Source organism: Bradyrhizobium sp. 613_E4_N2_2, from assembly GCF_052075995.1.
In the GTDB taxonomy this organism is placed as follows: domain Bacteria; phylum Pseudomonadota; class Alphaproteobacteria; order Rhizobiales; family Xanthobacteraceae; genus Bradyrhizobium; species Bradyrhizobium barranii.
Map to the genome: position 1 here is coordinate 710252 of NZ_CP197234.1, position 24469 is coordinate 734720.

The 24469-nt window shown below is 64.9% G+C and carries 24 protein-coding genes and 1 pseudogene; 13 read left to right on the forward strand and 12 right to left on the reverse strand.

All coding sequences use genetic code 11. The annotated features are described in order from the left end of the window. Positions 1–10 precede the first annotated feature (10 nt). The 4 genes from cyoD to cyoA are packed head-to-tail and all read right to left on the reverse strand — an operon-like array spanning position 11 to position 4187. On the reverse strand, positions 11–391 hold the full coding sequence (gene cyoD / locus AB7290_RS03315; RefSeq protein WP_085399178.1) for a cytochrome o ubiquinol oxidase subunit IV: 381 nt from the start codon (positions 389–391) through the stop codon (positions 11–13). Then, the gene (gene cyoC / locus AB7290_RS03320) at positions 388–1017 is read right to left on the reverse strand and encodes a cytochrome o ubiquinol oxidase subunit III (protein ID WP_071908452.1); all 630 of its coding nucleotides are present in this window, start codon (positions 1015–1017) and stop codon (positions 388–390) included. Before cyoC ends, cyoD begins: the two co-directional genes overlap by 4 nt. Next, positions 1018–3015, reverse strand: coding sequence for a cytochrome o ubiquinol oxidase subunit I (cyoB, locus tag AB7290_RS03325; RefSeq protein ID WP_085399177.1), 1998 nt, complete (start codon positions 3013–3015; stop codon positions 1018–1020). Between the two features lie 11 nt (positions 3016–3026). After that, entirely contained in the window at positions 3027–4187 is a 1161-nt protein-coding gene (gene cyoA / locus AB7290_RS03330) for a ubiquinol oxidase subunit II (protein WP_208083463.1), read from the reverse strand. A 182-nt stretch (positions 4188–4369) separates the two neighbouring features. On the opposite strand from cyoA, the gene AB7290_RS03335 reads away from it, so the two are divergent. Continuing rightward, entirely contained in the window at positions 4370–5698 is a 1329-nt protein-coding gene (locus AB7290_RS03335) for an MFS transporter (RefSeq protein ID WP_071908449.1), read from the forward strand. A gap of 72 nt (positions 5699–5770) precedes the next feature. Beyond that, on the forward strand, positions 5771–6184 hold the full coding sequence (locus tag AB7290_RS03340) for a c-type cytochrome (RefSeq protein WP_085399175.1): 414 nt from the start codon (positions 5771–5773) through the stop codon (positions 6182–6184). Positions 6185–6364: 180 nt separating this feature from the next. On the opposite strand, the gene AB7290_RS03345 is transcribed toward AB7290_RS03340, so the two are convergent. Continuing rightward, entirely contained in the window at positions 6365–7756 is a 1392-nt protein-coding gene (locus tag AB7290_RS03345; protein WP_245343974.1) for a M48 family metalloprotease, read from the reverse strand. Positions 7757–7889: 133 nt separating this feature from the next. Next, a complete protein-coding gene (locus tag AB7290_RS03350; RefSeq protein WP_085399174.1) occupies positions 7890–8663 on the reverse strand; it encodes a thermonuclease family protein in 774 nt (257 codons plus the stop codon). Positions 8664–9077: 414 nt separating this feature from the next. On the opposite strand from AB7290_RS03350, the gene AB7290_RS03355 reads away from it, so the two are divergent. The 3 genes from AB7290_RS03355 (at position 9078) to AB7290_RS03365 (ending at position 11966) form a co-directional block, all read left to right on the forward strand. Then, a complete protein-coding gene (locus AB7290_RS03355) occupies positions 9078–10286 on the forward strand; it encodes an ABC transporter substrate-binding protein (RefSeq protein ID WP_085399173.1) in 1209 nt (402 codons plus the stop codon). A 136-nt stretch (positions 10287–10422) separates the two neighbouring features. Continuing rightward, positions 10423–11211 (forward strand): enoyl-CoA hydratase, encoded by a 789-nt coding sequence (locus AB7290_RS03360; RefSeq protein WP_038943861.1) that lies wholly within the window; start codon positions 10423–10425, stop codon positions 11209–11211. Positions 11212–11213: 2 nt separating this feature from the next. Further along, positions 11214–11966, forward strand: coding sequence for a hypothetical protein (locus AB7290_RS03365; protein WP_085399191.1), 753 nt, complete (start codon positions 11214–11216; stop codon positions 11964–11966). Between the two features lie 202 nt (positions 11967–12168). Here the strand turns inward: AB7290_RS03365 and AB7290_RS03370 are convergent, their stop codons facing one another. The 3 genes from AB7290_RS03370 to AB7290_RS03380 are packed head-to-tail and all read right to left on the reverse strand — an operon-like array spanning position 12169 to position 15263. Then, on the reverse strand, positions 12169–12981 hold the full coding sequence (locus AB7290_RS03370) for an enoyl-CoA hydratase/isomerase family protein (protein WP_085399172.1): 813 nt from the start codon (positions 12979–12981) through the stop codon (positions 12169–12171). A 41-nt stretch (positions 12982–13022) separates the two neighbouring features. Beyond that, the gene (locus AB7290_RS03375) at positions 13023–14183 is read right to left on the reverse strand and encodes an acyl-CoA dehydrogenase family protein (RefSeq protein ID WP_008133127.1); all 1161 of its coding nucleotides are present in this window, start codon (positions 14181–14183) and stop codon (positions 13023–13025) included. Positions 14184–14201: 18 nt separating this feature from the next. Beyond that, entirely contained in the window at positions 14202–15263 is a 1062-nt protein-coding gene (locus AB7290_RS03380; protein WP_085399171.1) for an acyl-CoA dehydrogenase family protein, read from the reverse strand. A 260-nt stretch (positions 15264–15523) separates the two neighbouring features. Between AB7290_RS03380 and AB7290_RS03385 the strand changes: the two genes are divergently transcribed. Continuing rightward, positions 15524–16309 (forward strand): SDR family NAD(P)-dependent oxidoreductase, encoded by a 786-nt coding sequence (locus AB7290_RS03385; RefSeq protein WP_038934418.1) that lies wholly within the window; start codon positions 15524–15526, stop codon positions 16307–16309. 127 nt (positions 16310–16436) lie between these two features. On the opposite strand, the gene AB7290_RS03390 is transcribed toward AB7290_RS03385, so the two are convergent. Together AB7290_RS03390 and AB7290_RS03395 are read right to left on the reverse strand one after the other, a co-directional pair. Beyond that, positions 16437–16709 carry a GlsB/YeaQ/YmgE family stress response membrane protein gene (locus tag AB7290_RS03390; protein ID WP_080586664.1) on the reverse strand — a complete coding sequence of 91 codons (273 nt, stop codon included), beginning with the start codon at positions 16707–16709 and terminating at the stop codon, positions 16437–16439. Between the two features lie 42 nt (positions 16710–16751). Next, entirely contained in the window at positions 16752–17354 is a 603-nt protein-coding gene (locus tag AB7290_RS03395; RefSeq protein WP_063980657.1) for a YidB family protein, read from the reverse strand. A gap of 167 nt (positions 17355–17521) precedes the next feature. Here AB7290_RS03395 and AB7290_RS03400 point away from each other — a divergent pair, with 167 nt between their 5' ends. Together AB7290_RS03400 and AB7290_RS03405 are read left to right on the forward strand one after the other, a co-directional pair. Further along, complete coding sequence (locus AB7290_RS03400; RefSeq protein WP_085399170.1) at positions 17522–18529, forward strand: 2-dehydropantoate 2-reductase; 1008 nt, start codon at positions 17522–17524, stop codon at positions 18527–18529. 29 nt (positions 18530–18558) lie between these two features. Next, a complete protein-coding gene (locus tag AB7290_RS03405) occupies positions 18559–18774 on the forward strand; it encodes a hypothetical protein (RefSeq protein ID WP_085399169.1) in 216 nt (71 codons plus the stop codon). Between the two features lie 76 nt (positions 18775–18850). On the opposite strand, the gene AB7290_RS03410 is transcribed toward AB7290_RS03405, so the two are convergent. Continuing rightward, positions 18851–19486, reverse strand: coding sequence for a hypothetical protein (locus tag AB7290_RS03410; protein ID WP_085399168.1), 636 nt, complete (start codon positions 19484–19486; stop codon positions 18851–18853). Positions 19487–19694: 208 nt separating this feature from the next. Between AB7290_RS03410 and AB7290_RS03415 the strand changes: the two genes are divergently transcribed. The 5 genes and pseudogenes from AB7290_RS03415 (at position 19695) to AB7290_RS03435 (ending at position 24460) form a co-directional block, all read left to right on the forward strand. Beyond that, the gene (locus tag AB7290_RS03415) at positions 19695–20723 is read left to right on the forward strand and encodes an alpha/beta hydrolase (RefSeq protein ID WP_085399167.1); all 1029 of its coding nucleotides are present in this window, start codon (positions 19695–19697) and stop codon (positions 20721–20723) included. Positions 20724–20878: 155 nt separating this feature from the next. Continuing rightward, positions 20879–22396, forward strand: a pseudogene (locus AB7290_RS03420) (AMP-binding protein). A 23-nt stretch (positions 22397–22419) separates the two neighbouring features. After that, on the forward strand, positions 22420–23058 hold the full coding sequence (locus AB7290_RS03425) for an RraA family protein (protein WP_085399166.1): 639 nt from the start codon (positions 22420–22422) through the stop codon (positions 23056–23058). A 27-nt stretch (positions 23059–23085) separates the two neighbouring features. Beyond that, positions 23086–23457, forward strand: coding sequence for a dimethylsulfonioproprionate lyase family protein (locus tag AB7290_RS03430; protein WP_085399165.1), 372 nt, complete (start codon positions 23086–23088; stop codon positions 23455–23457). A 46-nt stretch (positions 23458–23503) separates the two neighbouring features. Next, entirely contained in the window at positions 23504–24460 is a 957-nt protein-coding gene (locus tag AB7290_RS03435) for a tripartite tricarboxylate transporter substrate-binding protein (protein WP_085399164.1), read from the forward strand. The last annotated feature ends 9 nt before the right edge of the window (positions 24461–24469 follow it).

The window sequence follows — 24469 nt, forward strand, 5'->3', positions numbered from 1 at the left end:
GGAGTCGCGCTCACTTCATTCCCGTCATCTGGTGCATCGGCATCATGTTGCTGTTGAGGTGGTTCATCACCCACAGCGAACCGGACAGCGCGATCACCACCATGACGATGGTGAAGATCAGCGCCATCATGCTCCAGCCGTTCTCGGACTTGGTGTTCATGTGCAGGAAGTAGATCATGTGCACGACGATCTGCACGACAGCGAAGGCCATGATGACGAGCGCGGTGATCTGCTTGCTCGGCAGCGCGCCGCTCATCACCAGCCAGAACGGGATCGCGGTCAGCACGACCGAGAGCACGAAGCCGAGCATGTAGGTCGAGAACGTGCCGTGGGCGTGGTCGTCGCCGTGGTGATGGCCGTCCGCGTGGGCGGCGTGGGTATCGGTGTTCATCGCAGAACTCCCAGGAGATAGACGAAGGTGAAGACGCCGATCCAGACCACGTCCAGGAAGTGCCAGAACATCGACAGGCACATCAGGCGGCGGCGGTTGGCTTCGATCAGGCCGAACTTCCAGACCTGCACCATCAGCGTCACCAGCCAGATCAGGCCGCAGGAGACGTGCAGACCGTGGGTGCCGACCAGCGTGAAGAACGCGGACAGGAAGGCGCTGCGCTGCGGGGTCGCCCCTTCATGGATCATGTGGGCGAACTCGGAGAGCTCGATGCCGATGAAGGCGAGGCCGAACAGGCCGGTGATCGCCAGCCACATCTGGGTCTGGGCGATCTTGTTCTGCTGCATCGTCAGCATGGCAAAGCCATAGGTGATCGACGACAGCAGCAGCATCGAGGTGTTCACCGCGACCAGCGGCAGCTCGAACAGGTCCTTCGGGGCCGGGCCGGCGGCGTAGTTGCCGCCGAGCACGCCGAAGGCAGCGAACAGCATCGCAAAGATGAGGCAGTCGCTCATCAGGTAGATCCAGAAGCCGAGCGGGGTGCTGTAGCCTTCCGGATGCGGGTGTTCGTCGGCGAGATAGAAGACCGGCTCGCCGGTTTGGGTAGGATTGACAGCGACAGTCATTTACTTGGCTCCGGCGAGCAGTTTGGTGCGCGCGTCCTCGGTCCGGATGACGTCGTCGGCCGGGATGTCGAAGTCGCGGTGATAGTTGAAGGTGTGACCGATGCCGACGGCGAGCATCGCGATGAAGCTCATGGCGGCAAGCCACCAGATGTACCAGATCAGGCCGAATCCCATCGCGGTGGCGAGGCCGGCGAGGATGATGCCGGTGCCGGTGCTGCTGGGCATGTGGATCGGCTTGAACCCCAAGAGCGGACGCTGATAGCCGCGCTTCTTCATGTCCCACCACGCGTCATTGTCGTGAACGACGGGGGTGAAGGCGAAGTTGTAGTCCGGCGGGGGCGAGGAGGTCGCCCATTCCAGCGTGCGTGCATCCCAGGGATCGCCGGTGACGTCCTTGAGCTGCTCGCGCTTGAGGAAGCTGACTGCGAACTGCATCAGCATGCAGAGGATGCCGAGGAAGACCAGGCCGGCGCCGATCGCGGCGATGACGAACCAGATCTGCAAGGACGGATCGTCGAACACGCGCAGGCGGCGGGTCACGCCCATCAGGCCGAGCACATAGAGCGGCATGAAGGCCATGTAGAAGCCGGTGACCCAGAACCAGAACGACAGCTTGCCCCAGAACGGATCGAGCTTGAAGCCGAACGCCTTCGGGAACCAGTAGTTGATGCCGGCGAACGCGCCGAACACCACGCCGCCGATGATCACGTTGTGAAAGTGCGCGATCAGGAACAGGCTGTTGTGCAGGACGAAGTCGGCCGGCGGCACCGCGAGCAGCACGCCGGTCATGCCGCCGAGCACGAAGGTCAGCATGAAGGCGATCGTCCACAGCATCGGCAGCTCGAAGCGGATGCGGCCGCGATACATCGTGAACAGCCAGTTGAACATCTTCGCGCCTGTCGGGATCGAGATGATCATCGTGGTGATGCCGAAGAACGAGTTGACGCTGGCGCCCGAGCCCATCGTGAAGAAGTGGTGCAGCCAGACCAGGTACGACAGGATGGTGATGACCACCGTGGCGTAGACCATCGAGGTGTAGCCGAACAGCCGCTTGCCGGAGAAGGTCGAGGTCACTTCCGAGAAGATGCCGAAGGCGGGGAGAACCAGAATGTAGACCTCGGGATGACCCCAGATCCAGATCAGGTTCACGTACATCATCGGGCTGCCGCCGAAATCGTTCGTGAAGAAGTTGGTGCCGACGTAGCGGTCAAGCGAGAGCAGCGCGAGCACGACGGTCAGGACGGGGAAGGAGGCGACGATCAGGATGTTGGTGCAGAGCGCGGTCCAGGTGAACACCGGCATCTTCATCATGGTCATGCCGGGACAGCGCAGCTTGACGATGGTGCAGATCAGGTTGATGCCGGATAAGGTCGTGCCGACGCCTGCGACCTGCAGCGCCCAGATGTAATAGTCGACGCCGACGTCAGGACTGTAGCCGATGTTCGACAGCGGCGGATAGGCCAGCCAGCCGGTGCGGGCGAATTCGCCGATGAACAGCGAAGCCATCACCAGCACTGCGCCGCCGACCGTCATCCAGAAGCTGAAATTGTTCAGGAACGGGAACGACACGTCGCGCGCGCCGATCTGCAGCGGCACCACGTAGTTCATCAGGCCGGTGACCAGCGGCATCGCCACGAAGAAGATCATGATCACGCCATGGGCGGTGAAGACCTGGTCATAGTGATGGGCGGGGAGGAAGCCTTCGGAGCCGCCGAACGCGAGTGCTTGTTGTGCGCGCATCATCAGCGCGTCTGCGAAGCCGCGCAGCAACATCACGATGCCGAGGATCATGTACATGATGCCGATGCGCTTGTGGTCCACGGTGGTGAACCACTCGCGCCACAGATAGCCCCAGAGGCGGAAATAGGTGATGCCGGCGAACAGTGCGCCGCCGCCGAGCGCGACCATCACGAAGGTGCCGACCAGGATCGGCTCGTGCAGCGGCAGCGAATCGAGGCCGAGACGGCCGAAGATGAGCTTGAGAAGATCAGGTGACATGCGAGCTCTCTTTAGGAGTCTGACTTCGGACGTTGTCCGAGGAAGAAGGACGAGGACTTCAGCGGCGTGAAGATAGGCCGCTTCAGGCCGGCACCGAGCAGCGGCGCGGTGTCGGCGGGTGCCGTGATGGAGGCGGTGGTCCTGCCCTGCGGCGCATCGGGCGTGCAGGTGCCGGCGACGAAGGTCGGCTCCGGCCCGAGCGGGCTGCCGCGGCGGGCGTACTTGTCGTAGGCCAGCGGCAGTGTGTTGTTCAGGCCCTCATGGCCGTTGCCGCCCTTGGCGTCGATCGCCATCATCTCGCTCTGGCACATCTTGCCGGTCTCGACGCACATGTTGAGGATCAGGCGGTAGAGGTCGGAATCGACGGTGCCCCAGCGGCGCACCGGCTCGTTCTCGCTCGGCTTTTCGAGCTGGAGATATTCGGCGCGGCCGAGCGAGCCGCCGGCTGATTTGGCCTGCGCGATCCAGGCGTCAAAGCCCTTGTCGTCGAGGCCCTTGAAGTTGAAGTGCATGCCAGAGAAGCCGGCGCCGCTGTAGTTCGCCGAAAAACCCTTGTAGGTACCGGCGTGGTTGATCACGGCGTGGAGCGACGTCTCCATGCCCGGCATCGCGTAGATCTGACCGGCGAGTGCGGGGATGTAGAACGAGTTCATCACCGAGGAGGCGGTGATGTGGAAGTTGATCGGGCGGTCGACCGGCGCGGCGAGCTCGTTGACGGTGGCGATGCCGTAATCGGGGTAGATAAAGAGCCACTTCCAGTCGAGCGCGACGACATCGACGACGAGCGGAGCCTTGGACTGGTCCACGGCGCGTTCCGCATGGATGCGGCCGATGTTGCGATAGGGGTCGAGCAGATGCGTGCCCATCCAGGTCAGCGCGCCCAGGCAGATGATGATCAGCAGCGGCGCCGACCAGATCACCAGCTCAAGCTTGGTCGAGTGGTCCCAATCCGGCTCGTAGCGGGCCGAGGTGTTGGACTGGCGGTAGCGCCAGGCAAACAGCACCGTCAGCGCCATCACGGGGACGACGATCAGGAGCATCAGGACGGTGGAGATGATGACGAGGTCGCGCTGCTGCGCTGCGATATCGCCGGCAGGCGCCAGCACGACGTAGTTGCAGCCGCTGAGCGCAGCCGCCAGAGGTAGCAGCGCCAGGATCTTGAGACGGGACACGGGCCGAGCCTTATGAGAATGAGTTTCCTTTGCGGGCCCAAGGGGTAGCTGCGGCGCAGCAATCCGGACATTGGACAATTTGTCCAATGTTGCAGTGCGGAATGTTGGGTCAGACAGGGGCAGATTGCCTGGCGCCCCGCCGGGCGGTCGGCTTTGGTTTTCAGGACGTTAAGGGCGCACGAATGGCGACGGCACAGACCCCCGCAATGGCAGACCTCCACTCGGGCGAGCACGGCCACGACCAGGCCAGTCCCGGCGAGATCGCCATCGGCGTCATCATCGGCCGCACCTCGGAATTCTTCGACTTCTTCGTCTACGCGATCGCCTCGGTGATCGTGTTTCCGCGCCTGGTGTTCCCGTTCACCAGCGAGCTGACCGGCACCCTCTATTCCTTCATGATCTTCGCGCTGGCCTTCGTGGCCCGGCCGATCGGAACCGTCATTTTCATGACGGTCGATCGCGAGTACGGCAAAACCGCCAAGCTGGTCTCGGCGCTGTTTCTGCTCGGCACCGCCACCGTCGCGCTCGCGTTCCTGCCCGGCTATCACGACATCGGCAGCGCCGCGATCTGGCTGCTGGCGCTGGCGCGTATCGCGCAGGGTCTGGCCTGGGGCGGCGCCTGGGACGGCATGGCTTCGCTCCTGGCGCTGAACGCGCCGCCCTCCAAGCGCGGCTGGTACGCGATGGTGCCGCAGCTCGGCGCGCCGCTCGGCCTGATCGTGGCGAGCGCGCTGTTCGCCTATTTCGCCGGTAATCTCTCCGCCGACGACTTCTTCGACTGGGGCTGGCGCTATCCGTTCTTCGTCGCCTTCGCCATCAACGTCGTGGCGCTGTTCGCGCGCCTGCGCATGGTGACGACGGAAGAATATGCTTCGTTGTTCGAGACCCGCGAATTGCAGCCCGCGCGTATCTCCGAGACCGTCGCGCGCGAAGGCCAGAACATCATGCTCGGTGCATTCGCGCCGCTCGCAAGCTTCGCGCTGTTCCACATGGTCACGGTGTTTCCGCTGTCCTGGGTGTTCCTGTTCACCCGCGAAAGCCCGGTGCGCTTCCTGATCATCGAGATCGTCGCCGCCGTGTTCGGAGTCGCGGCGATCGTGGCCTCCGGCATCATCGCCGACCGCGTCGGCCGCAAATCGCTACTGATGGGATCGGCCATTGCGATCGCGATCTACAGCGGTTTTGCTCCGCAGCTGCTCGATGCCGGCGCGTTCGGTGAGACCATCTACATGGTGATCGGTTTCATCCTGCTGGGTCTCTCCTTCGGCCAGTCCTCGGGCGCGATCGCCTCGAACTTCCGGCAGGCGTACCGCTACACGGCTTCCGCGCTGACCTCGGATATGGCCTGGCTGTTCGGGGCGGGCTTCGCGCCGTTGGTGGCGCTTCTGCTCGCCACCAATCTCGGCGTCATCGCGTCGGGTGCCTATCTGCTGTCCGGCGCGTTCTGGACCCTGCTCGCACTCTGGCTCAGCGGCCAGCGCGAGGCGGGCGACATGGACGCGGGCGCTTAAACCGCGTCCCTCGGACGGGAATAAAATTCAGGCCGGACGATCCTGTTTGCGACGACGCAAGCAGGAGATCTCATGAACGTCCGGTCCAATCCCGTCCACCAGCAAAGTTTTGCAAGCCTAGTCCTTACCGTAAGCCTGGTCCTCACCATCGTCGCGATCGTTTTCTCGACCGGGCTTGCCCACGCCACCGGCAACGTCGCGCGCGGCCAAACGCTCTACAAGGGCTGCGCAGATTGTCACTCCATCAATGAGAACGCTGTCGGCCCGATGCACAAGGGCGTGGTCGGTCGCAAGGCGGGCAGCGTGCCCGGCTATGACTATTCGGCCGATCTGAAGAACTCAGGGATCGTCTGGACCGAGGACAATCTCGACAAATGGCTGGCCGGACCGCAGGCCATGGTGCCGGAAACCAAGATGTTCTTCGACGTCCCGGACGCGCGGGATCGTGCTGATATCATCGCGTTTCTGAAGGAAAAGGCGCGGTAGATCGGCAGAGCAGGTCTCGTAGGGTGGGCAAAGCGAAGCGCGCCCACCATCTGTCGCTATCATTGACGGATCGTGGGAACGGCGCTACGCGCCTTTGCCCACCCTACGTCACTGACTTTGTGGCTCGAGATCCCGGGTTCGCGCTAAGCGCGCCCCGGGATGACGCGCGCTTAGTGCGCGTCAATCCGCCACGACCTTCACGCGATCCCGCACCTTCACCTGCGCGTTGCGATCGAGCCCGTTGAGCACGCGGAAGCGTTCGGCGGGATGATCGACGCCGGCCATGCGGTGGGAGAGCGATTCCACGGTGTCGCCGGGCTGCACGGTGATGACCTTGATGCGCAGGGGGCGCGCGGCCTGGATCTCGTCGAGCGTCAGGCGGCGGAATGAATTGACGGTCTCGCGCGCGTTGCGCTCGCTCTCGGTCGATTTCTGCCGAGCCGCGAAGATGAAGCGATAGACGTCGCTGCCGAAGCGCAACGCATAGACCTTGAACTGCCACTGATCGCCCTTGGCGGTGGCGGACGCAGCCGGAAAACCGTTGATGGTGATGTCTTCGGTGGAGGCCTTCTCGACGCCCTCCATCCAGCCGGAATTCAGGTAATCGCCGAGCGACTGCTCGGCCGGCACCCTCACGACGTCGAAGCGCATCGCCTGCGAGCCGCCGTCGCGCACGCCGATCACCGCCTGCGCGGTGTTGTCGAGCGTGAAATTGTCCGGCGCCTGGAAGGTGAAGCCGAGTTTCGGGTGCAGGAAACGCCGGCCGCGCACAAAACCTTCGCTGGGGTCTTCGCCATAGACGAGGTTGTCGATCGCGGCGAGGTAGGTCTCGCGGTCGCGCTCGGCACCCTCCGGCGCCGCATATTGCCGCGCAATGGTCTGCGCATTCTGCACGCGCTCGGGGGTGGCCGGATGCGACGAGGTGAAATCCTGCGCGCGCGGATCGAGCGAGGTCTTGCCGACCTTGAGCTCGGCATTGCGCTCCATCGCCGAGAGGAAGCGGGCGGCACCATAGGGGTCGAAATGTGCCTTGGCGGAAAGGCCGACGCCGATGCCGTCGGCCTCGAACTCCTGGTTGCGCGAAAAGCTCGCCATGGTGAGCTTGGTCTTGGCCAGCGCAAGCGCGGTGAGATCGGGATCGTTGCTCATGTCGGTGACGACGCGGGTGACGATCGCGGCCTGGCGGGCCTGGTCCTCGCGCATCGCGGCGTGCTTGGACAGCACATGCGCCATCTCGTGGCTGAGCACGGAGGACAATTCCGAAGTGTCGCTGGCGAGCGCGAGCAGGCCGCGGGTGACATAGAGCTGGCCGTTCGGCAGCGCGAACGCGTTCACGGCGCCGGAATTGAGGATGGTGACCTTATAACCCTGGTCGGGGCGGTCGGACGCCGCGACGAGCCGGTCGACGGTCTTGGTGACGAGGGATTCGAGCCTGGGGTCGTCATAGGTACCGCCATAGCTCGCCAGGATGCGCTCGTGCTCTTTCTCGGTGGCGGGGGTCTGCGCGACGGCCGGTTTCGGCTTGGGCATCGCCACGGTCGGCGGGGCCGCTGCGGTCTGGAACCGGTTCATGTCGCCGCAACCGGCAAGGGCTGAGCCCAGCACGAGGCACAGCGCCGCCGGCGCAGCCCGCAGGCGGCGGCGTTCACTCGATACGTGCCGTTCTAGCACCCCATCCACGTCGCTCAACCCGTGCCTGGCCCTTTTAGGGCCTTACCCCTGTCGGCTCGTTTGCACCCAGCAACTCGACCTGCCCCGCAAGGCGCACATCGATGCGCGGCCCTGAATTCCCCTCGACCCAGCCCCGGACGCGAATCCGTCTATTTTCCAGGGACTTAAGAGTGATCCCGGCATTCTCGAACGCGGGTTGCGTACGCTTTGAAATAGTCACGGCAAAGCCGCGTGTCCAGTTCCGTCCGAAGTTGAGGTAGGTGATTGCCCCAGCTTGCCGGACCGACAGGACTTTGCCCTCGACCACCATAAAGCGCCCGATCCCGGCCAAAATATCGTCCGGACTTTCCGCGTTTTTTATGGCCGACGGGTCAGCCCAGTTGCCCTTTTTTTGGCGCCGCGCCTCGGTCTCCGCCGCCGTCAGGGCCGCCGCGCAGTCCTTGTCCGCGATCTCGGCGGAGACGAGGGCGTCGCCCTGGGCGAGCAGCACGGCCTGGATGGGGGCCTCGCTTTCGCCGACGAAGAAGATGAGTGCGCCCTGACGGCCGTAGCGGTCGGGCGTGTCGTCGGTGCCGCGCAGCGTGACGTCGCGTCCGGTGAGCAGCGACGTCAGCGCCTGCTTCGTCGTTGCGGTTGGCTCGATCCCGGCGAGGCGCACCTCGCGGCCGTCGTCGAGACGCACGCCACGCGCATCGACGATTGCGGCGACGCGGCCGTCGCCTTGGGACTCGAACTGGCACGGTGCGGCGAACGCGGTGTGACCGGCGACGAGAGGAAGTGCGACGATGAGATGAAGCAGTCGCGTCACGGTGCCCGGAAAGGTTGCGTTGTGCTCTAGTTCTAACGCAAACGTGGCGAACCGCGAAGGCTATCGTAGGGTGGGCAAAGCGAAGCGTGCCCACGTCTTTGATTTGTCGCGCGGGCTCGTGGGCACGGCGCGAAGAGCGCGCCTTTGCCCACCCTACGGCAGTTCGCGTGACGCGTCGCCATTGCCTCACACTCGATCAGCGAACTAATGAACTTGCACAGCAATGACGGTGGAAACATTTCGCCGCAACATGCCATTCCGCTTTGCGGAAAACATGTGCGGCAATCATGCGCCCGCAACGCCCTCGCGCTTGCTGCGCACTTGCGCATGCGGCATGATTGCGGCAACAGCAATAACCAAGAGCAATAACCAAGCCGCCATCAGAGTACGGCGCGATAAGGGAGGTCTTTTTCGATGAAGCATGTTTTGTCGGGCATTTTTGCCGCAGCGTTTGCCCTGAGTGCGAGCGCCGCCGCGCAGGCCCAGGACAAGCCGCCACTGAAGATCGGCGGCATCCTCGACATGTCGAGCCTCTATGCCGACATCACCGGCCCCGGCAGCGAGACCGCGGCCAAGATGGCCGTCGAAGATTTTGGCGGCGAGGTGCTGGGACGCAAGATCCAGGTGCTGGCGGCCGACCATCTCAACAAGGCTGACCTGTCCGCCAACATCGCCCGCGACATGCTCGACAACCAGGGCGTCGAGATGATCTACGACGTCGCGGCCTCGGCCACTGCGCTCGCCGCCGGCGAGATCGCGAAAGCACGCAACAAGATCATCATGTTCAACGGCCCGGGCTCGATCCGTCTCACCAACGAGGCCTGCGGTCCTTACACCATTCACTACGTGTTCGACACTTACGGCCAGGCCAACGTGACCGGTCTTGCCGCCGTGAAGTCCGGCCTCGACAGTTGGTTCTTCCTCACCGCCGACTACGCCTTCGGCCAGGACCTGGAGAAGGACACCAGCGCCGTCGTGACCAAGACCGGCGGCAAGGTGCTCGGCGCCGTGCGCCATCCGCTCAACACGTCGGATTTCTCGTCGTTCCTGCTCCAGGCTCAAGCGTCCAAAGCCAAGGTGATTGGCCTTGCCAACGCCGGCGGCGACACCGTCAACGCCATCAAGCAGGCGGCCGAGTTCGGCATCACCAAGGGCGGCCAGAAGGTCTCGCCGCTGCTCGCCTTTGTCACCGACATCGACTCGATCGGGCTGGAGACAGCGCAGGGCCTGCTGCTGGCGGAAGCCTTCTACTGGGACCTCAACGATGACACGCGCGCATTTTCGAAGCGATTCGCCGAACGCATGAAGCGGCCGCCGACCTCGGCGCAGGCCGGCGTTTATTCGTCCGTCACGCATTACCTGAAGGCTGTGAAGGCGGCGGGCACGACCGACTCGGCCGCGGTCATCAAGGTGATGAAGGAGACACCGATCAACGACTTCTTCGCCAAGAACGGCAAGATCCGCGAGGACGGCCGTATGATCCACGACATGTACCTGTTTGAGGTCAAGAAGCCGTCGGAGTCCAAGGGCCGCTGGGACGACTACAAGCTGCTCGCCACCGTGTCCGGCAACGAGGCGTTCCAGTCGCTGGAGCAGTCGCGCTGCCCCCTGGTGAAGAAATAGAGATCGTCATTGCGAGCGAAGCGAAGCAATCCAGAGATGTTTCCGCAGAGACGGTCTGGATTGCTTCGTCGCTTCGCTCCTCGCAATGATGGGTGTGGCTGAGGCCCGAGCAAAACAACAACAAGGGAGACGTCCCATGAACGACATGGTCCTGCAAAAGCTCGAAGGCGGGCTGCTCACCATCACGATGAACCGCCCGGAGCGGAAGAACGCGCTCAACCCTGATATGGTCGCAGGGCTGGTCGAGGCCGCGCGGCGCGCGGCCGACGATCCCGAGGTGCGCGCGGTGCTGTTCAAAGGCGCGGGCGGCTCGTTCTGCGTCGGCGGCGACGTCAAGTCGATGGCGGCAGGCCGCGCGCCGCTGCCGTTTGAAGTGAAAATGGCGAACCTGCGCCGCGGCATGGAGGTCTCGCGCATCCTGCACCAGATGCCGAAGCCCGTGGTGGCGCAGCTCGACGGCGCGGCAGCCGGCGCCGGCCTTTCCATGGCGCTGTCCTGCGACCTGCGCATCGCTAGCGAATCCTGCAAGATCACGACCGCCTTCGCCAAGGTCGGCTTCTCCGGCGATTATGGCGGCACCTATTTCCTGACGCAGCTGCTCGGCAGCGCGCGGGCGCGCGAGCTCTATCTGATGTCGCCGGTGCTGACCGCGAAAGAGGCGCATGCGATCGGCATGGTGACGAAAGTCGTTCCCGACGCCGAGATCGATGCCGCCGCACACGAGCTCGCGCTGTCGCTGGCGCAGGGGCCATCGATCGCGCTCGGCTTCATCAAGCGCAACATCAACAACGCCGAGCATCTGGCGCTGGAAGATTGCTTCGACGGCGAGGCGATCCATCACACCCGTTGCAGCGACACCGAGGATCACAAGGAAGCCGCGAAGGCCTTTGTCGAGAAGCGCAAGCCGACCTTCAAGGGCGCATGACGATGGCGCCCTATATGCGGCTCCGGCAGATCTGCCTCGTCGCGCCGCAGCTCGCGCCTGTGGTCTCCGACATCGCCGGGATCATGGGCCTCGACGTCTGCTACCGCGATGGCAATGTCGCTAAATACGGCCTGGAGAACGCGCTGCTCCCGGTCGACACGATCCTGCTGGAGGTGGTCGCGCCGTCCAAGGGCGGCACCACCGCCGGCCGCTTCATCGAGAAGACCGGCGGCCGCGGCGGCTATATGGCGATCTTCTGCTGCAACGATCCGGACGAACGCGGCCGCAACGCCAATGCGATGGGCGTGCGCACCGCCAACGTGATCGACCACGCGCCCTATCACGGCGTGCAGCTCCACCCCCGCGACTGCCGCGCCGCCTTCATCGAATTCAACCATACCAAAGGCAGCGACGATATTCTGGGGTCGTATCCGCCCGCGGGGCCGGACTGGCAAAAGTTCATCCGCAAGGATGTGACGCAGGCGCTGACGGGCGTGGAGATGCAGAGCCCGGATCCTCAGGGGCTCGCGGAACATTGGGGGAAGATCATCGGGGTCGTACCGAGTGGCGGCGCCGAATTGAAACTGCCCAATGCCACCTTCCATTTCGTGAAGGGCGCCAGCGAGATCATGAGCGCGCTGGAGTTCCGGGTGGCGGATGTCGCGAGCGTGCTGCATGCCGCGAAGGCGAAAGGGCTCGCGATTGCGGGGAGCGAGTTTTTGCTCGGCGGGGTGACGTTCCGGCTTGCGGCTTGAGCGGTTGCCTCATACACCGCTGTCGTCCCGGACAAGCGAAGCGCAGATCCGGGACCCATAACCACAGGGAGTGGTTTGGCGAAGACTCGTGTTGACCAGCTTCGCGCCACAACTCCTCCCTGTGGTTATGGGTCCCTGCTTTCGCAGGGACGACAGGGAGGTTGTGGCAACGCCAAAGTAATACGGCGAGACGTCGCCGCAATCACCTTCCCTTGAAATTCGCCGCGCGGCGCTCTTCCGTCGCCTTGACGCCTTCCTTGAAGTCTTCCGTCGCGCGCAAGCGCGTCTGCTCGGCGAGCTCGTGATTGGTCGCGGCCATCACGCGGTCGGCGAGGTTGGCGCGCATCGTGGCGCGGGTGGAGAGGAGGCCGAGCGGGGAGCATTCGGCGATCTCGGCGGCGAGCTTCGTCGCGCCGGCCTTCACCTGGTCCTGCGGCACCAGCTCGTTGGCGAGGCCCCACTTGACGGCCTCTTCGCCGGTGACGCGGCGGCTGGTGTAGAACATCAGCTCGGCGTTGTTCTTGCCGATCAGCTCGGGCAGCGTCACGGTCAGGCCGAAGCCCGGATGGAAACCGAGCTTCGTGAAGTTGGCGGAGAAGCGCGCTTCCGGGCAGGTGACGCGGAAGTCGGCCGACACTGCGAGACCGAGCCCGCCGCCGATGGCCGCGCCCTGCACGGCCGCGACGATCGGCTTCTTGGCGCGGAAGATGCGCACGGCCTGGATGTAGAGATGGTTGATCGGGCCGAGGTTGTCGGCCGGGTCGCCCTTCTTCTCGGCCTCGCGCGCTTCCTGCGCCTGCCGCGCCGGATCGCCGAAATTGGCGCCGGCGCAGAATGCCTTGCCTTGTGCCGACAGCACGGATGCGCGGATCTCGATGTCGCGATCGAACTCGTCGAGTGCATCCGCGATCTGGTTGATCAGCGAGATATCGAAGAAGTTCAGCGGCGGGCGGCGGATCTCGATGGTGCCGACGTGGCCAACTTTTTCGACGCCGATATCTTTATAGGTGCTCATTACGATCCTCGATTGAATTAGCGCAAACCAAGTCCGCGCGACTAGCGCAGGCCAAGTCCGCGCGCGATGATGCCGCGCAGCACCTCGGTGGTGCCGCCCTGGATGGTGAGTTTCGGTGCGGTCTTGATGGCGAAGTCGAGCTGCCGCTCCAGCGTCTCGCGGTTGGTCGCGGTCTCCTCGACGAAGGCGGCGAGATCGCGCACGCGGTGCGGAAGCTGCTGCTCCCAGACCGTGCCGATGTCCTTGACGATGGACGCCTCCACCACCGGCTCCTTGCCGGCCTGCAGCATGCCCGCAACCGAGACCGACATGCGCCGCATGGTGTGGAGCTGCGCCACGAGACGGCCGATGCCTTCGGCGCTGCGCGTATCCGGATTGGGGCCAACCGCGCGCACCAGCTCGGTCAGCACGTAATAGGTCTCCAGAAAACGCTCGGGGCCCGAACGCTCATAGGCGAGCTCGCTCGTCGCCTGCTTCCAGGCACCGTCGACTTCGCCGAGCACGTGATCATCGGGCACGAAGAAGTCGGTGAAGACGACCTCGTTGAACTCGTACTGGCCGGTGATCTGGCCGATCGGGTTCACCTGGATGCCCGGCTGCTTCATCTTGACCAGAAACTGCGTCAGGCCGTGACGGCGGTTTTCCTTGGTCGGCTGCGAGGTCCGGAAGATCGCGATCATGTAGTCGGCGATGTGCGCCGACGAGGTCCAGATCTTGGTGCCGTTGATGAGGTAGCCGCCGTCGGTCTTGGTCGCGCGCGTCTTGGCCGCGAACAGGTCGGAGCCGGAATTCGGCTCGCTCATGCCGATCGCAAAGCAGATCTCGCCGCGGCAGATGCGCGGCAGGATATCCATCTTGATGTGCTCGGGCGCGTATTTGATTAGCACCGGCCCGCTCTGGCGGTCGGCGACGAAGAAACGCCGCGTCGGCGCGTTGGCGACGCGCATTTCCTCGGTCACCACGTAGCGTTCGAGGAAGGAGCGCTCCTGGCCGCCATATTTCTTCGGCCAGGTCATCCCGAGCCAGCCCTTGGCCCCGACCCGGCGGGAAAATTCCGGCGCGTCGGTGTCCTCGCGGTTGGGCTTGTGCGGATCGAAGGTGCCGGCGGCGATTTCCTCGGCGAGGAAGGCGCGCACTTCCTTGCGCAGTTGCTCGCACTTCTCGGGCAGGCGGATCGGATCGAAACGAAGGGCAGCGGTCATTGTTGTCTCGTCCCCTGATCAGCGCGAAGCTACGAGCGGCCACAATTCATCGGCGCCGCGGTTTGCCACCAGCTTGCCGAGCTCGACGGCCCAGTGACTCTCAGAACCGAAATCGTCGCGCCAGGCCAGCGCCCGCAGCGAAAAGCGGTGCAGGATGTGCTCGCTGGTGAAGCCGATGGCGCCGTGCACCTGATGCGCGATGGCGCCGCCTTTCTCCGCGGCTTCCGCGCAGCGGATCTTTGCCGAGGCAGCCTCGAGATAGACCTCGTCGTCAAACGATTTTGCGTTCGCGATGGCATCGGCTGCCGACGTCGCGGCCGCAAGCGCCGCGGCGGATTCGCCGGCGAGACGGGCGAGGTTGTGCTGCACGGCCTGAAACTTCGAGATCTTCTTCTCGAACGCGACGCGCTCGTTGGAATAGCGCACGGAGATGTCGAGCATCGCTTCCAGCGCGCCCGCGATCTGAAGGCTGCGTGCAACGCCGCCCATCAGCATGAGCGTGGTCTGGTCAAAGCCCTTCGCGGGCTTGACGGTGACGGGCTGGACCTTGTCGAGCGTCACGGTATCGCTGTGGTCGTAGCCGACATTGAGTCCGGATTCGATCCGGCCCTTGCTCGCATCGACCAAGGCAATCGAGATCCCATCCTTGCCGTGCGCCAGCACCGCAAAGTGCTTCGCCGCCTTGGCAAAGGGCACGCCGCGGGCGCGGCCGGAGAGCGCGCCGTCGGCATCGAGCGTGATGCGGTCCTTCGGCGAGGCCGGGAGCACCGTCATCTCACCTTCCGGTGAGGCGATTTTCGCCTGCGCGAGCAACCAGCCCGCCAGCATGGTCTCGGCCAGGGGAACCGCGACTGCGAAGCGGCCGGCGGCGTTCAGCAGCGCAAAGCCGTCGGCAAGGCTGGCGCCGGAGCCACCGAGATCGTCAGGCACCCAGGACAAAGGCAAGCCGGCTTCGCTCAGCGCCTGCCACAGCGGCGCCTGCCACGAACCCTTCTTATCGTTGTTGATGGTCTGCGGATCGGCGAGATCGGCGAAGATTTTCTCCGCGGTCTCGACGACGATATTGTCACTCTCCGCCACAGCGTTCCCCGTGTTTTGCCATTGGCGCGTTCCGTCCGGTCGGCGCGGCGCGCGGTCTCTTCTTGCGCCCGATGATCCGAAAAAGCCATGGCCCTGACAAGCGTTGACCGCAGGCCCATCTGCGGCTCCGGCATGGGCGCAAGAGCTGCTATGGACTAATTCCGCTTAGCGGAGTTTGGTCGATTTGCAGGGCGCGGCAAACTCGCTAAACAGGGCCAGCTGCTTAAGGCTTGTATTCAATCAAGGGGAAGGAAATCCGGATGGCAAAAGATGGCTTGTGCGCAATCGTGACGGGGTCCGCATCCGGACTTGGTGCAGCGACTGCGGAAATTCTCGCGCGGAGCGGGGCGCGGCTCGTCATCAACTATTCCTCGAGCCAGAAGGAAGCCGAGGCCACGGCCGAACTCTGCCGCAAGGCGGGGGCGGCGGAAGTCCTGGTCGCGCAGGGCGACGTCTCGCGCGACGAGGATTGCCGCAAGATCGTCGCGGCGGCCAGCGGCTGGGGCCGGCTCGACGTGCTCGTCAACAATGCCGGCATCACCAAGCATGTTGCGCATGCCGATCTCGATGGATTGTCGGCTGAAGATTTCCAGCGCTTGTACGGCGTCAACACGATCGGCCCGTTCCAGATGGTGCGCGCGGCGCGCAGCCTGCTCGAGGCCGGCGCGAAGGCTTCGGAGCGGCCGTCCGCCGTGGTCAACGTGTCCTCGGTTGCGGGCATCAGCGGCGTCGGCTCGTCGATCGCCTATGCCGCGAGCAAGGGCGCGCTCAACACGATGACGTTGTCGCTGTCACGCGCGCTGGCGCCGCTGATCCGCGTCAACACGGTGTGTCCCGGCTATATCGACACGCCCTGGTTCACCAAGGGCCGCGGCGAGGCCGGCGCCAAGCAGGTGCGCGACAGCGTGGTGGCGAAGGTGCCGCTGAAGGTCGCTTCATCCGCGAATGATATCGCGCAGCTCGTCTGCTTCCTGGCAACGCCGGCGTCGAGCAACATGACCGGCGAGGTCGTGCGCATGGATGCGGGGATGCATCTGATTACTTAATTCGTCATTGCGAGCGAAGCGAAGCAATCCAGAGAGCGTCCGCGCGGACAGTCTGGATTGCTTCGTCGCAAGGGCTCCTCGCAATGACGGAGTGCGAGGGCGGCGTCGTGCCCGACGTCCCGCACCGCTATCCTTTGATCACGCCGCTCGCGACCAGCCGGTGCCAGATGAACAGCACCACCACCGCGCCGATCGTGGCCATGATGAAGCCGGCGCCCTGGTCTGGGCTGTAGTGCCCGATCGCCTGTCCGATGAAGGTCGCAAGAAACGCACCGGCGATGCCGAGGATGGTGGTGAGGATAAAGCCGCTCGGGTTGTTCGGTCCCGGCGCCAGCCAGCGCGCGATGAGGCCGGCGATGAAGCCGACGACGATGATCCACAACAGGCCGCCCATGCTCATGTCAGTGCTCCCCTTCCCGAGAATGCGTAGATCAAGGTTCGATTAAAGTCTGCCCGAGAGCTCGTTCTCGGTCGGCAGCCGTCCGTCCGGCGTCAGGTGGTCGATCACCTGTGGCAGATACTGGCTGAGGCCGGAGAGCAGCTCGTCGCGCGACAGGCCGCTCTGGGCGGACAGGCTTTGGATCTGGTCGGCGCCGAGGGCGCTGGCGAGATCGCCGGGCGCGATCGCCTTGTTCTCGCCCTTGCCGACCCAGGTGCTCGCGGTCTCGCCGTGGCCGCCCTGCTGGAGCTGGTTGAGGAGATCGCCGAGGCCGCCGCTGAGCACGCTGCCGGCGGCGCCGCCCGCGAGCAGGCCGCCGAGGCCGCCCTTGAGCAGATCGCTGAGGCCGCCGCTACCACCGGGACCGCCGGGAACAGCGCTGCTGCCCGTATTGACAGGCGTCGGAGGCGGCAGCGGCGAGCGCTGCTGCGGCGCCGGCGCCGCGTCGGGCTGGCCTGCCGTCAGATGCTTGAAGGCCTTCCAGGCGATCAGGCCGAGCAGCGCCATGGTCATTGGCGACATGCCGCCGGAGGATTGCTCAGAGCTGGGCGTGCTCGGGCCGCGGGGGCCGTTCTGCATGCCGTTGAGGACGTCGAGTAGACCCATGGTGCTCTCCTTTGGCGTTCTCGTCGGCGAGTTCTCGCCGGTGACAGCCCCCGGGGCAAAAACATATGAGGCTCTCATGACGGTTACAAGGCGAATGCACCGCAACCGATGGGCAGCCGGCGTTGCCTCTGCTATCGAGGGCAGGTCATTCAAGGGAGCAAGGTCAGGTGGTTGCGGATCGACCGATCGTGGTGGCCGGCGCGGGCGCCATCGGCTGTTTCGTCGGAGGCCAGCTGGCGGCCGGAGGGCGCCGCGTCGCGCTGCTGGTGCGGCCGCGGGTCAAAACCGAGATCGAGCGGTTCGGCCTGCGGCTGACCGATTTCGACGGCTCCGAGCAGAAGCTCGGCGCGGGCCAGCTGGCGCTGTCGGAGGATCCCGCGATCTTTCACAACGCCGGCATCGTGCTGGTCACGGTGAAGAGTGCCGACACCGCCGATGTCGCGGACCAGATTGCCCGGCACGCGCCGCAGGACGCCGTCATCGTCTCCCTGCAGAACGGCGTCGGCAATGTCGCGGTTCTGCGCGAGCGGCTCGGCGGCCGGCGCGTGCTCGCCGGCATGGTGCCGTTCAACGTGATCGCGATGGGCGAGGGGCGCTTTCACCGCTCGACGTCCGGCGACATCCATGTCGGCGAGGATGAGGCGAATACGGCCGCAGCGCTGTCGGTGCCCGGCCTCACCGTGCGCGCAAGCCGTGACATCACCGGCGTGCAATGGGGCAAGCTGATCATCAATTTGAACAATGCGCTCAGCGCGCTGTCCGACATGCCGCTCGCCGCGCAACTGGCGAACCGCGACTGGCGAAAACTGTTCGCCGACCAGATGGCCGAAGGCGTGGCTGCGATGAAGGCCGCCGGCATCGCGCCGGCCTCGGCGACGCCGATCCCGCTGAGGTGGACGCCGACCCTGCTGAGGCTGCCCGATGTGATCTTCAATGCGATCCTGGGGCGCACGATGAAGATCGATCCCGAGGCGCGCTCCTCGATGTGGCAGGACCTGAAGCAGGGCCGCAAGACCGAGATCGACTATCTCCAGGGCGCAGTCATCGCGCTCGCCGAGCAGAACAACGTCGACGTGCCGCTGATGCGCCGTATTGTTGCGCTGATCAAGCAGGCCGAGACGGCAGGCAATGGTCCGCCGCGGCTGACGCCGCAGCAGATCCGCGGCGTGGCCTGAGGGCGAGCCGGGCGGCGGGAGGAGCAACGATGCGGCGTTGTCTGATGATTGGGCTCGCGCTGGCCGCGCTCTGCGCCGCGTCGACGCTCGCCTACGCAAGGCCACCAACGGTCGTGAACTCGCCCGGCTATGACAGGCGGTTGCAGGAGAGCAGGTCGCAGTTGGGCAATTCGCCGACGACAACAGAGCCCGCGCGTGCGCCGGTGGTCAAACCGAAGCGCAGCAAGAAGAAGCAGCCGAACTGACGCCACACTCCCGCTGTCGTCCCGGATCAGCGCTCCGCTTGTCCGGGACGACAGCGGAGTTTGCTGCGCGAGGAGCTTACCCCTTCTTCGCCGGCTTGCTTGGCGCCGGGGTGAACAGCTTCTTCAGATCGCTCAAGCTTTCCGATAGCCGCGGCCATTCGCAGGAGAACGAGCCCTTGGTGCAGGGCGCGCCCTTCGGTCGCGGGCTCACGGACTGCTGCACCTTCGGCCGCTCGACCGGGACAGGCACGCGCGCGACCGGGACGGACACGCGCTCGACCTCGGTTCGCAGTGCGACCTGCTGCTGCCGCGCTTGTTCCTGCTGCTCACGCTGCTGACGCGCGGCGGCTTGGGCGGCTTCATTGCTGCGGCGCTGATTGGCGAGGTAGGCGGTGTAGGATTCGTCGATCTTCTTCTGCTCCTCCGGCGTCGGATTGGGGCCTGCGATGTCGAAGGTACGGTCCTGGAGGAAATCGTAATAGGAATAGCCGCCGCCTGGCTTGCGGCGGCCGGCGAACTTGGCGTTGCAATCGGCAAGCGCAGCCGTCTTCTCGGTCTTGTTCGCGGCCTTCTCGGCGGCGTCGGCGCATTCCTCGAAATCGACGGGCGCGCGCTTCCACCATTGGGCGTGGGCATGCACCGGCGTCAGCAGAAAAAATCCTGCTGCGGCAACGACAAGCGCCGCACGACGCGATGCAACTACGTCCGACATTCTACGAGAGCATTCCTTGCAAAACTCAACCCGAACTGAGTCGGGTCCGATTTTTGCCCCTTTATCGCCGGCTTGTCACCCGTGGAACTCGGGAATTTCATGGCTGGAATGCTGACATTTTTTGCTTGACGTGGCGCGGGAGTCACAGCCGCGCGGCACATGATCGGCTTAGACTTTATTGGTTTGAATTCGAAGGGGAATATCCGTCATGAGAGCGTTGGCCCGCCTCGCCGCAATCACATTGGCGTTCATTTCCAGCCATGCGTTCGCGGCGGACGAAGAAGCGCCCAACCGCAAGCCGGTGAGGGCGATCGCCGACGCGCGGCTCTCGGTCGGCGGCCAGGGAATGCTGCCGCTCTATCTCTCCAGCGACTGGTCGCTGCCGCTGCCGGCGATCTCGCGCGCCATCATCGTGCTGCACGGACGCCTGCGCAATGCCGACGAATATTACATGTCGGCCCATACTGCGCAGGTTGCGGCGGGCGACGACGGCAAGAGCGCGCTGATGATCGTCCCGCAGTTTCTGGCGGAGATCGATATCGACGCGCACAAGCTGCCCGCGGATACGCTGCGCTGGTCGCTGGAGGGATGGGAGGGCGGCGACGCCGCGCTGGCGCCGAATCCGGTCTCATCCTTCGATGCGCTCGATGCGATCCTCGTAAAACTCTCGGACCGGCGCATCTTCCCGAACCTGAAGCAGGTCGTCGTCGCCGGCCATTCCGGCGGTGGCCAGGTCGCGCAACGCTATGCCATCGCCGGCAAAGGCGAGGCGGCGCTGTCGCGCCAGCATATCGATGTCCGCTACGTCGTCGCCAATCCCTCCTCCTACGCTTATTTCAGCAACACGCGGCCCGTGCCGGCGATCGCCGCATCCTGCCCGGGCTACAACAATTGGAAATACGGCATGGACGGGCGTCCGCCCTATCTTGCGAACGCAACGCCGATAGCGCTGGAGCACCGCTATGTCGAGCGTGAGGTGATCTATCTGCTCGGCACGCTCGACACCAATCCGAAGCACTCCGCACTGGACAAGAGCTGCATGGCCGAGGCGCAAGGTCCCACGCGCTACGCCCGCGGCCACGCTTATGCGGATGCGATGGCCAAGCGCGACCGCGGCACGCCCAATCACCGGGTCTGGGACGTCGTCGGCGTTGGCCACGATGGCGACAAGATGCTGACCTCGAAATGCGGCCTCGCGGCGCTGTTCGATATTCCGGGCTGCGGGGCGGAGCGCTGATGCAGACGTCTTGAAGGCTGATACCTTGAGGGCAGATGCCTTGAAGGCAGATCTCTCGAAGCCAGATCCCTTGAAGGCTTGGCTCCGGCTGTTACACTTCGTCTCGCGACGCCTCATCCTGAGACGACGCCAAGAAGACGAAGTGGAAACACCTGATGCTGCTGCCCCTGTCCGACGTGCCTCGCTGGTACGCTCAACGCAAACCGCAAGGCACGATCGCCGTCCGTCACGGGCAGGATACGCTGACATGGGACGAGCTCGAACGCGGTGCCAATCGGCGCGCACGGGCGTTCATGGCCAAGGGCGTCAAGCCCGGCGACTTTGTCGCAATCGGTTTGCCTAACGGCAACGCGTTCTTTGAGACCTCGTTTTGCGGTATGGAAGTGCGGAGCGACGCCGACGTCGCTGTCCTGGCGGCTGCCGCGCGGCGAAGCCGCCGCGGTGCTCGACATTCTCAAGCCGGCGCTGGTGGTCGGCGGCGAGGCCGACTGGAACGCGCCGAACCGCCTGCCGGCGGATTTCGTGCCGGAAGGTTTTTCGGACGAGCCGCTCGATCCGCCGGTGGCCCGCTACTGGAAAGCCATGACCAGCGGCGGCTCGACCGCCGGCCAAAGGTGATCCTCGATCATCAGCCGGCCGTGACCGACACGGTCGCCGCGCCGCCGCTCAACATCCCGTTCGGCGTCTCGTTGCTCAATCCCGGTCCGCTCTACCACAATGCGCCGTTCATCGTGTCGCACTACGCGCTGTTTACCGGCGGCCAGCTCACCGGCCTCGTCAAGTTCGACGCCGAGGAGACGCTGCGGCAGATCGCGCGCGAGCGCGTGCAATGGGTCAATTTCGTGCCGACCATGATGCACCGGATCTGGGCGTTGCCGGAGAGCGTGCGCAACGCTTACGACATGTCGAGCCTTCAGACCGTCTTCCACATGGCGGCTCCGATGCCGCCCTGGCTGAAGGAGAACTGGATCGCCTGGCTCGGCCCTGAGCGCGTCTGGGAGCTCTATGGCGGCACCGAGCGCCAGGGCTCCTGCATCATATCAGGCACGGAATGGCTGACGCACAAGGGCTCGGTCGGCAAGATCGGGGAGATGGCGCGCTTGCGCATCGTCGGCAAGGACGGCAACGACGTCGCGCCCGGCGAGACCGGCGAGATCTATTTCCTCAACAATGACGGCAAGGATGCCACCTATCATTATCTCGGCGCCGAGCCGAAGCGCCGCGCGGACGGCTGGGAGTCGCTCGGCGACATCGGCCGGCTGGACGCCGAAGGCTATCTCTATCTCGGCGACCGTCTCGCCGACATGGTGCTGCGCGGCGGCGCCAACATCTATCCAGCGGAGGTCGAGGCTGCGGTCTCTGAGAGCCCTGGCGTGCGCTCCTGCGTCGTCGTGGGATTGCCCGATCCCGAATTGGGCCAGCGCGTGCATGCCATCGTCGAGCCCGAATCTGGCGCGGATGGTCAGGCCATCGCCGACGGCATGGCGGACTTCTTGAAGGACAGGCTGAGCCGCTACAAGCACCCCGAGAGTTTCGAGATCGTCAGCGCGCCACCGCGCGATGATTCCGGAAAAGTTCGCCGCACCCTGTTGCGCGACGAGCGCGCGGCGTGGATGAAGGAAGGGCGCGCCTTCCGGATTCGGCCGGCGAAGGCGCTGGCGCACGCCGAATAAGAAGAATGCAGAAGGATTGAGACATGACGATCACCATCGCAGCGAACAGCGTGCCGAAGCCGCCGGCCGAGATCATCGAGGGCTTTCGCGGCGCGCCGACCTCGGTCATTTCAGACAATCTCGCCCGGCTGCCGGGCGCGGTCGGGCTAAAACCCTATCATCGCGGTGGCAAGCTGGTAGGGACGGCCTTCACCGTGCGCACCCGCCCCGGCGACAATCTCGCCATCCACCGCGCACTTGAACTGGTCGGTCCCGGCGACGTCATCGTGGTCGACGGCGGTGGCGACGAGACCCGCGCGCTGGTCGGCGAGATCATGAAGAACATCGCGCAGTGGCGCAAAGCCGAGGGCTATGTCATCGACGGCGCGATCCGCGATGTCGCCGCCTTCGCGGCTGACGACTTTCCCTGCTACGCCCGCGCGGTGATCCATCGCGGCCCCTACAAGAACGGCCCCGGCGAGATCAACGTGCCTGTTACGATCGGCGGCAGCGTCATCTCGCCAGGCGACATCGTCGTCGGCGATGAGGACGGCGTGGTGTCGTTCCCCGCCGCCGGAGCCGCGGCGCTGCTGGAAGCCGTCCGCGCCCAGGTCGCGCGTGAGGAGGAGACCATGAAGGCGATCCGCGAGGGCCGCTACCAGGGCTCCTATGGCAAATCCTGATCGGATCAGAATGAAGGGGAGGGCGGCGTGAGCCAGAAGGAAGAGTTTCACAACATTGACGATCCCAGCGACGGGCTGTTTCGCGAGCTCGCGGCGGGGGTCACCACGCGCATCTTCTCCGGCGAGCAGGCGATGCTGTCGGTGGTGACGCTGGCCCCGCATGCGCAGGGCACGCTGCATCATCATCCCGAGGAGCAATGGGGCGTGCTGCTCGACGGCTCCGCCATCCGCGTCCAGGGCGATGAGGAAATTCCGGTAAAGAAGGGCGATTTCTGGCGCACGCCCGGCAACGTCCCGCACACGATGCGCGCCGGCCCCGATGGGGCCCGCGTGCTGGACATTTTCAGTCCACCACGGCCAGAATACAAGAAAGCGGGGTCGGGCTTCGGCACGACCTAAGCGCCAAAGAGCAAAAGCCAGGCGCAAAACCAAAGGGGAGGGGACCATGACGATCACACGACGCACGCTGCTGGCAGCGCCCGCCATTCTCGCAATCGCGCCAGCGGTGGCGCAGGCCGGCAAGATCACGCTGGTGGTGCCGTTTCCGCCGGGCGGATCGACCGATGCGATGGCGCGGCTGTTGCAGGCCAATCTGCAGACAAAACTCAACCGCATCGTCGTGGTCGAGAACAAGTCGGGCGCCGCCGGCGCGCTCGGCGCGGCGCAAGTCGCCAAGAGCCCGGCGGACGGCTCGACGTTCCTGGTCACCTTCGATTCCCACGCGGTGATCCCGTCCATCCTCGACAAGCCGCCGGTCGATGTCGAGCGCGAGCTGATGCCGGTGCTGCTTGTGGGGACCGCACCCTACGTGATCGCCGCCGGCGCCGGCCGTCCCTACAAGAGCTTTGCCGACGTGGTCGCCGCCTGCAAGGCGACACCCGGCGCGGTGAAATATGCCTCTGTCGGCATCGGCACGCTCGGCCATCTCGCCATGACCGTGCTCGGCACCAAGGCCGGCGTCGAGATCATGCACGTGCCCTATCGCGGCGGCGGCCCGGCGATGAACGACGTGCTCGGCGGCCATGTCGATCTGATCGCGGGATCGGCGGCGCTGGTCTCGGCCCAGCTCGGCACCAACATGCTGCGGCCGATCCTGCAACTCGGCCGCGAGCGCCTGCCGGCGCTGCCGGATACGCCGACTGCGATCGAGGCGGGCTTTCCGGACTTCGAGACGCTCGCCTGGTGGGGCATCTTCGCGCCCACGGGCACGCCTCCGGATGTCGTCGCGGCCATGGCGACGGCGTCCAGGGAGATCCTGAGCGAGCCCGCGACCGCCGCCCAGCTCAAGGAGACCCAGCAGATGACGCTGCTGCTCCAGGACGGCGCCGCCTTCAAGACCTTCTTCGACAAGCAGGTCGCCTATTGGGGCAAGGTGGTGAAGGACAACAATATCAAGGCATGAGAGGCCTAT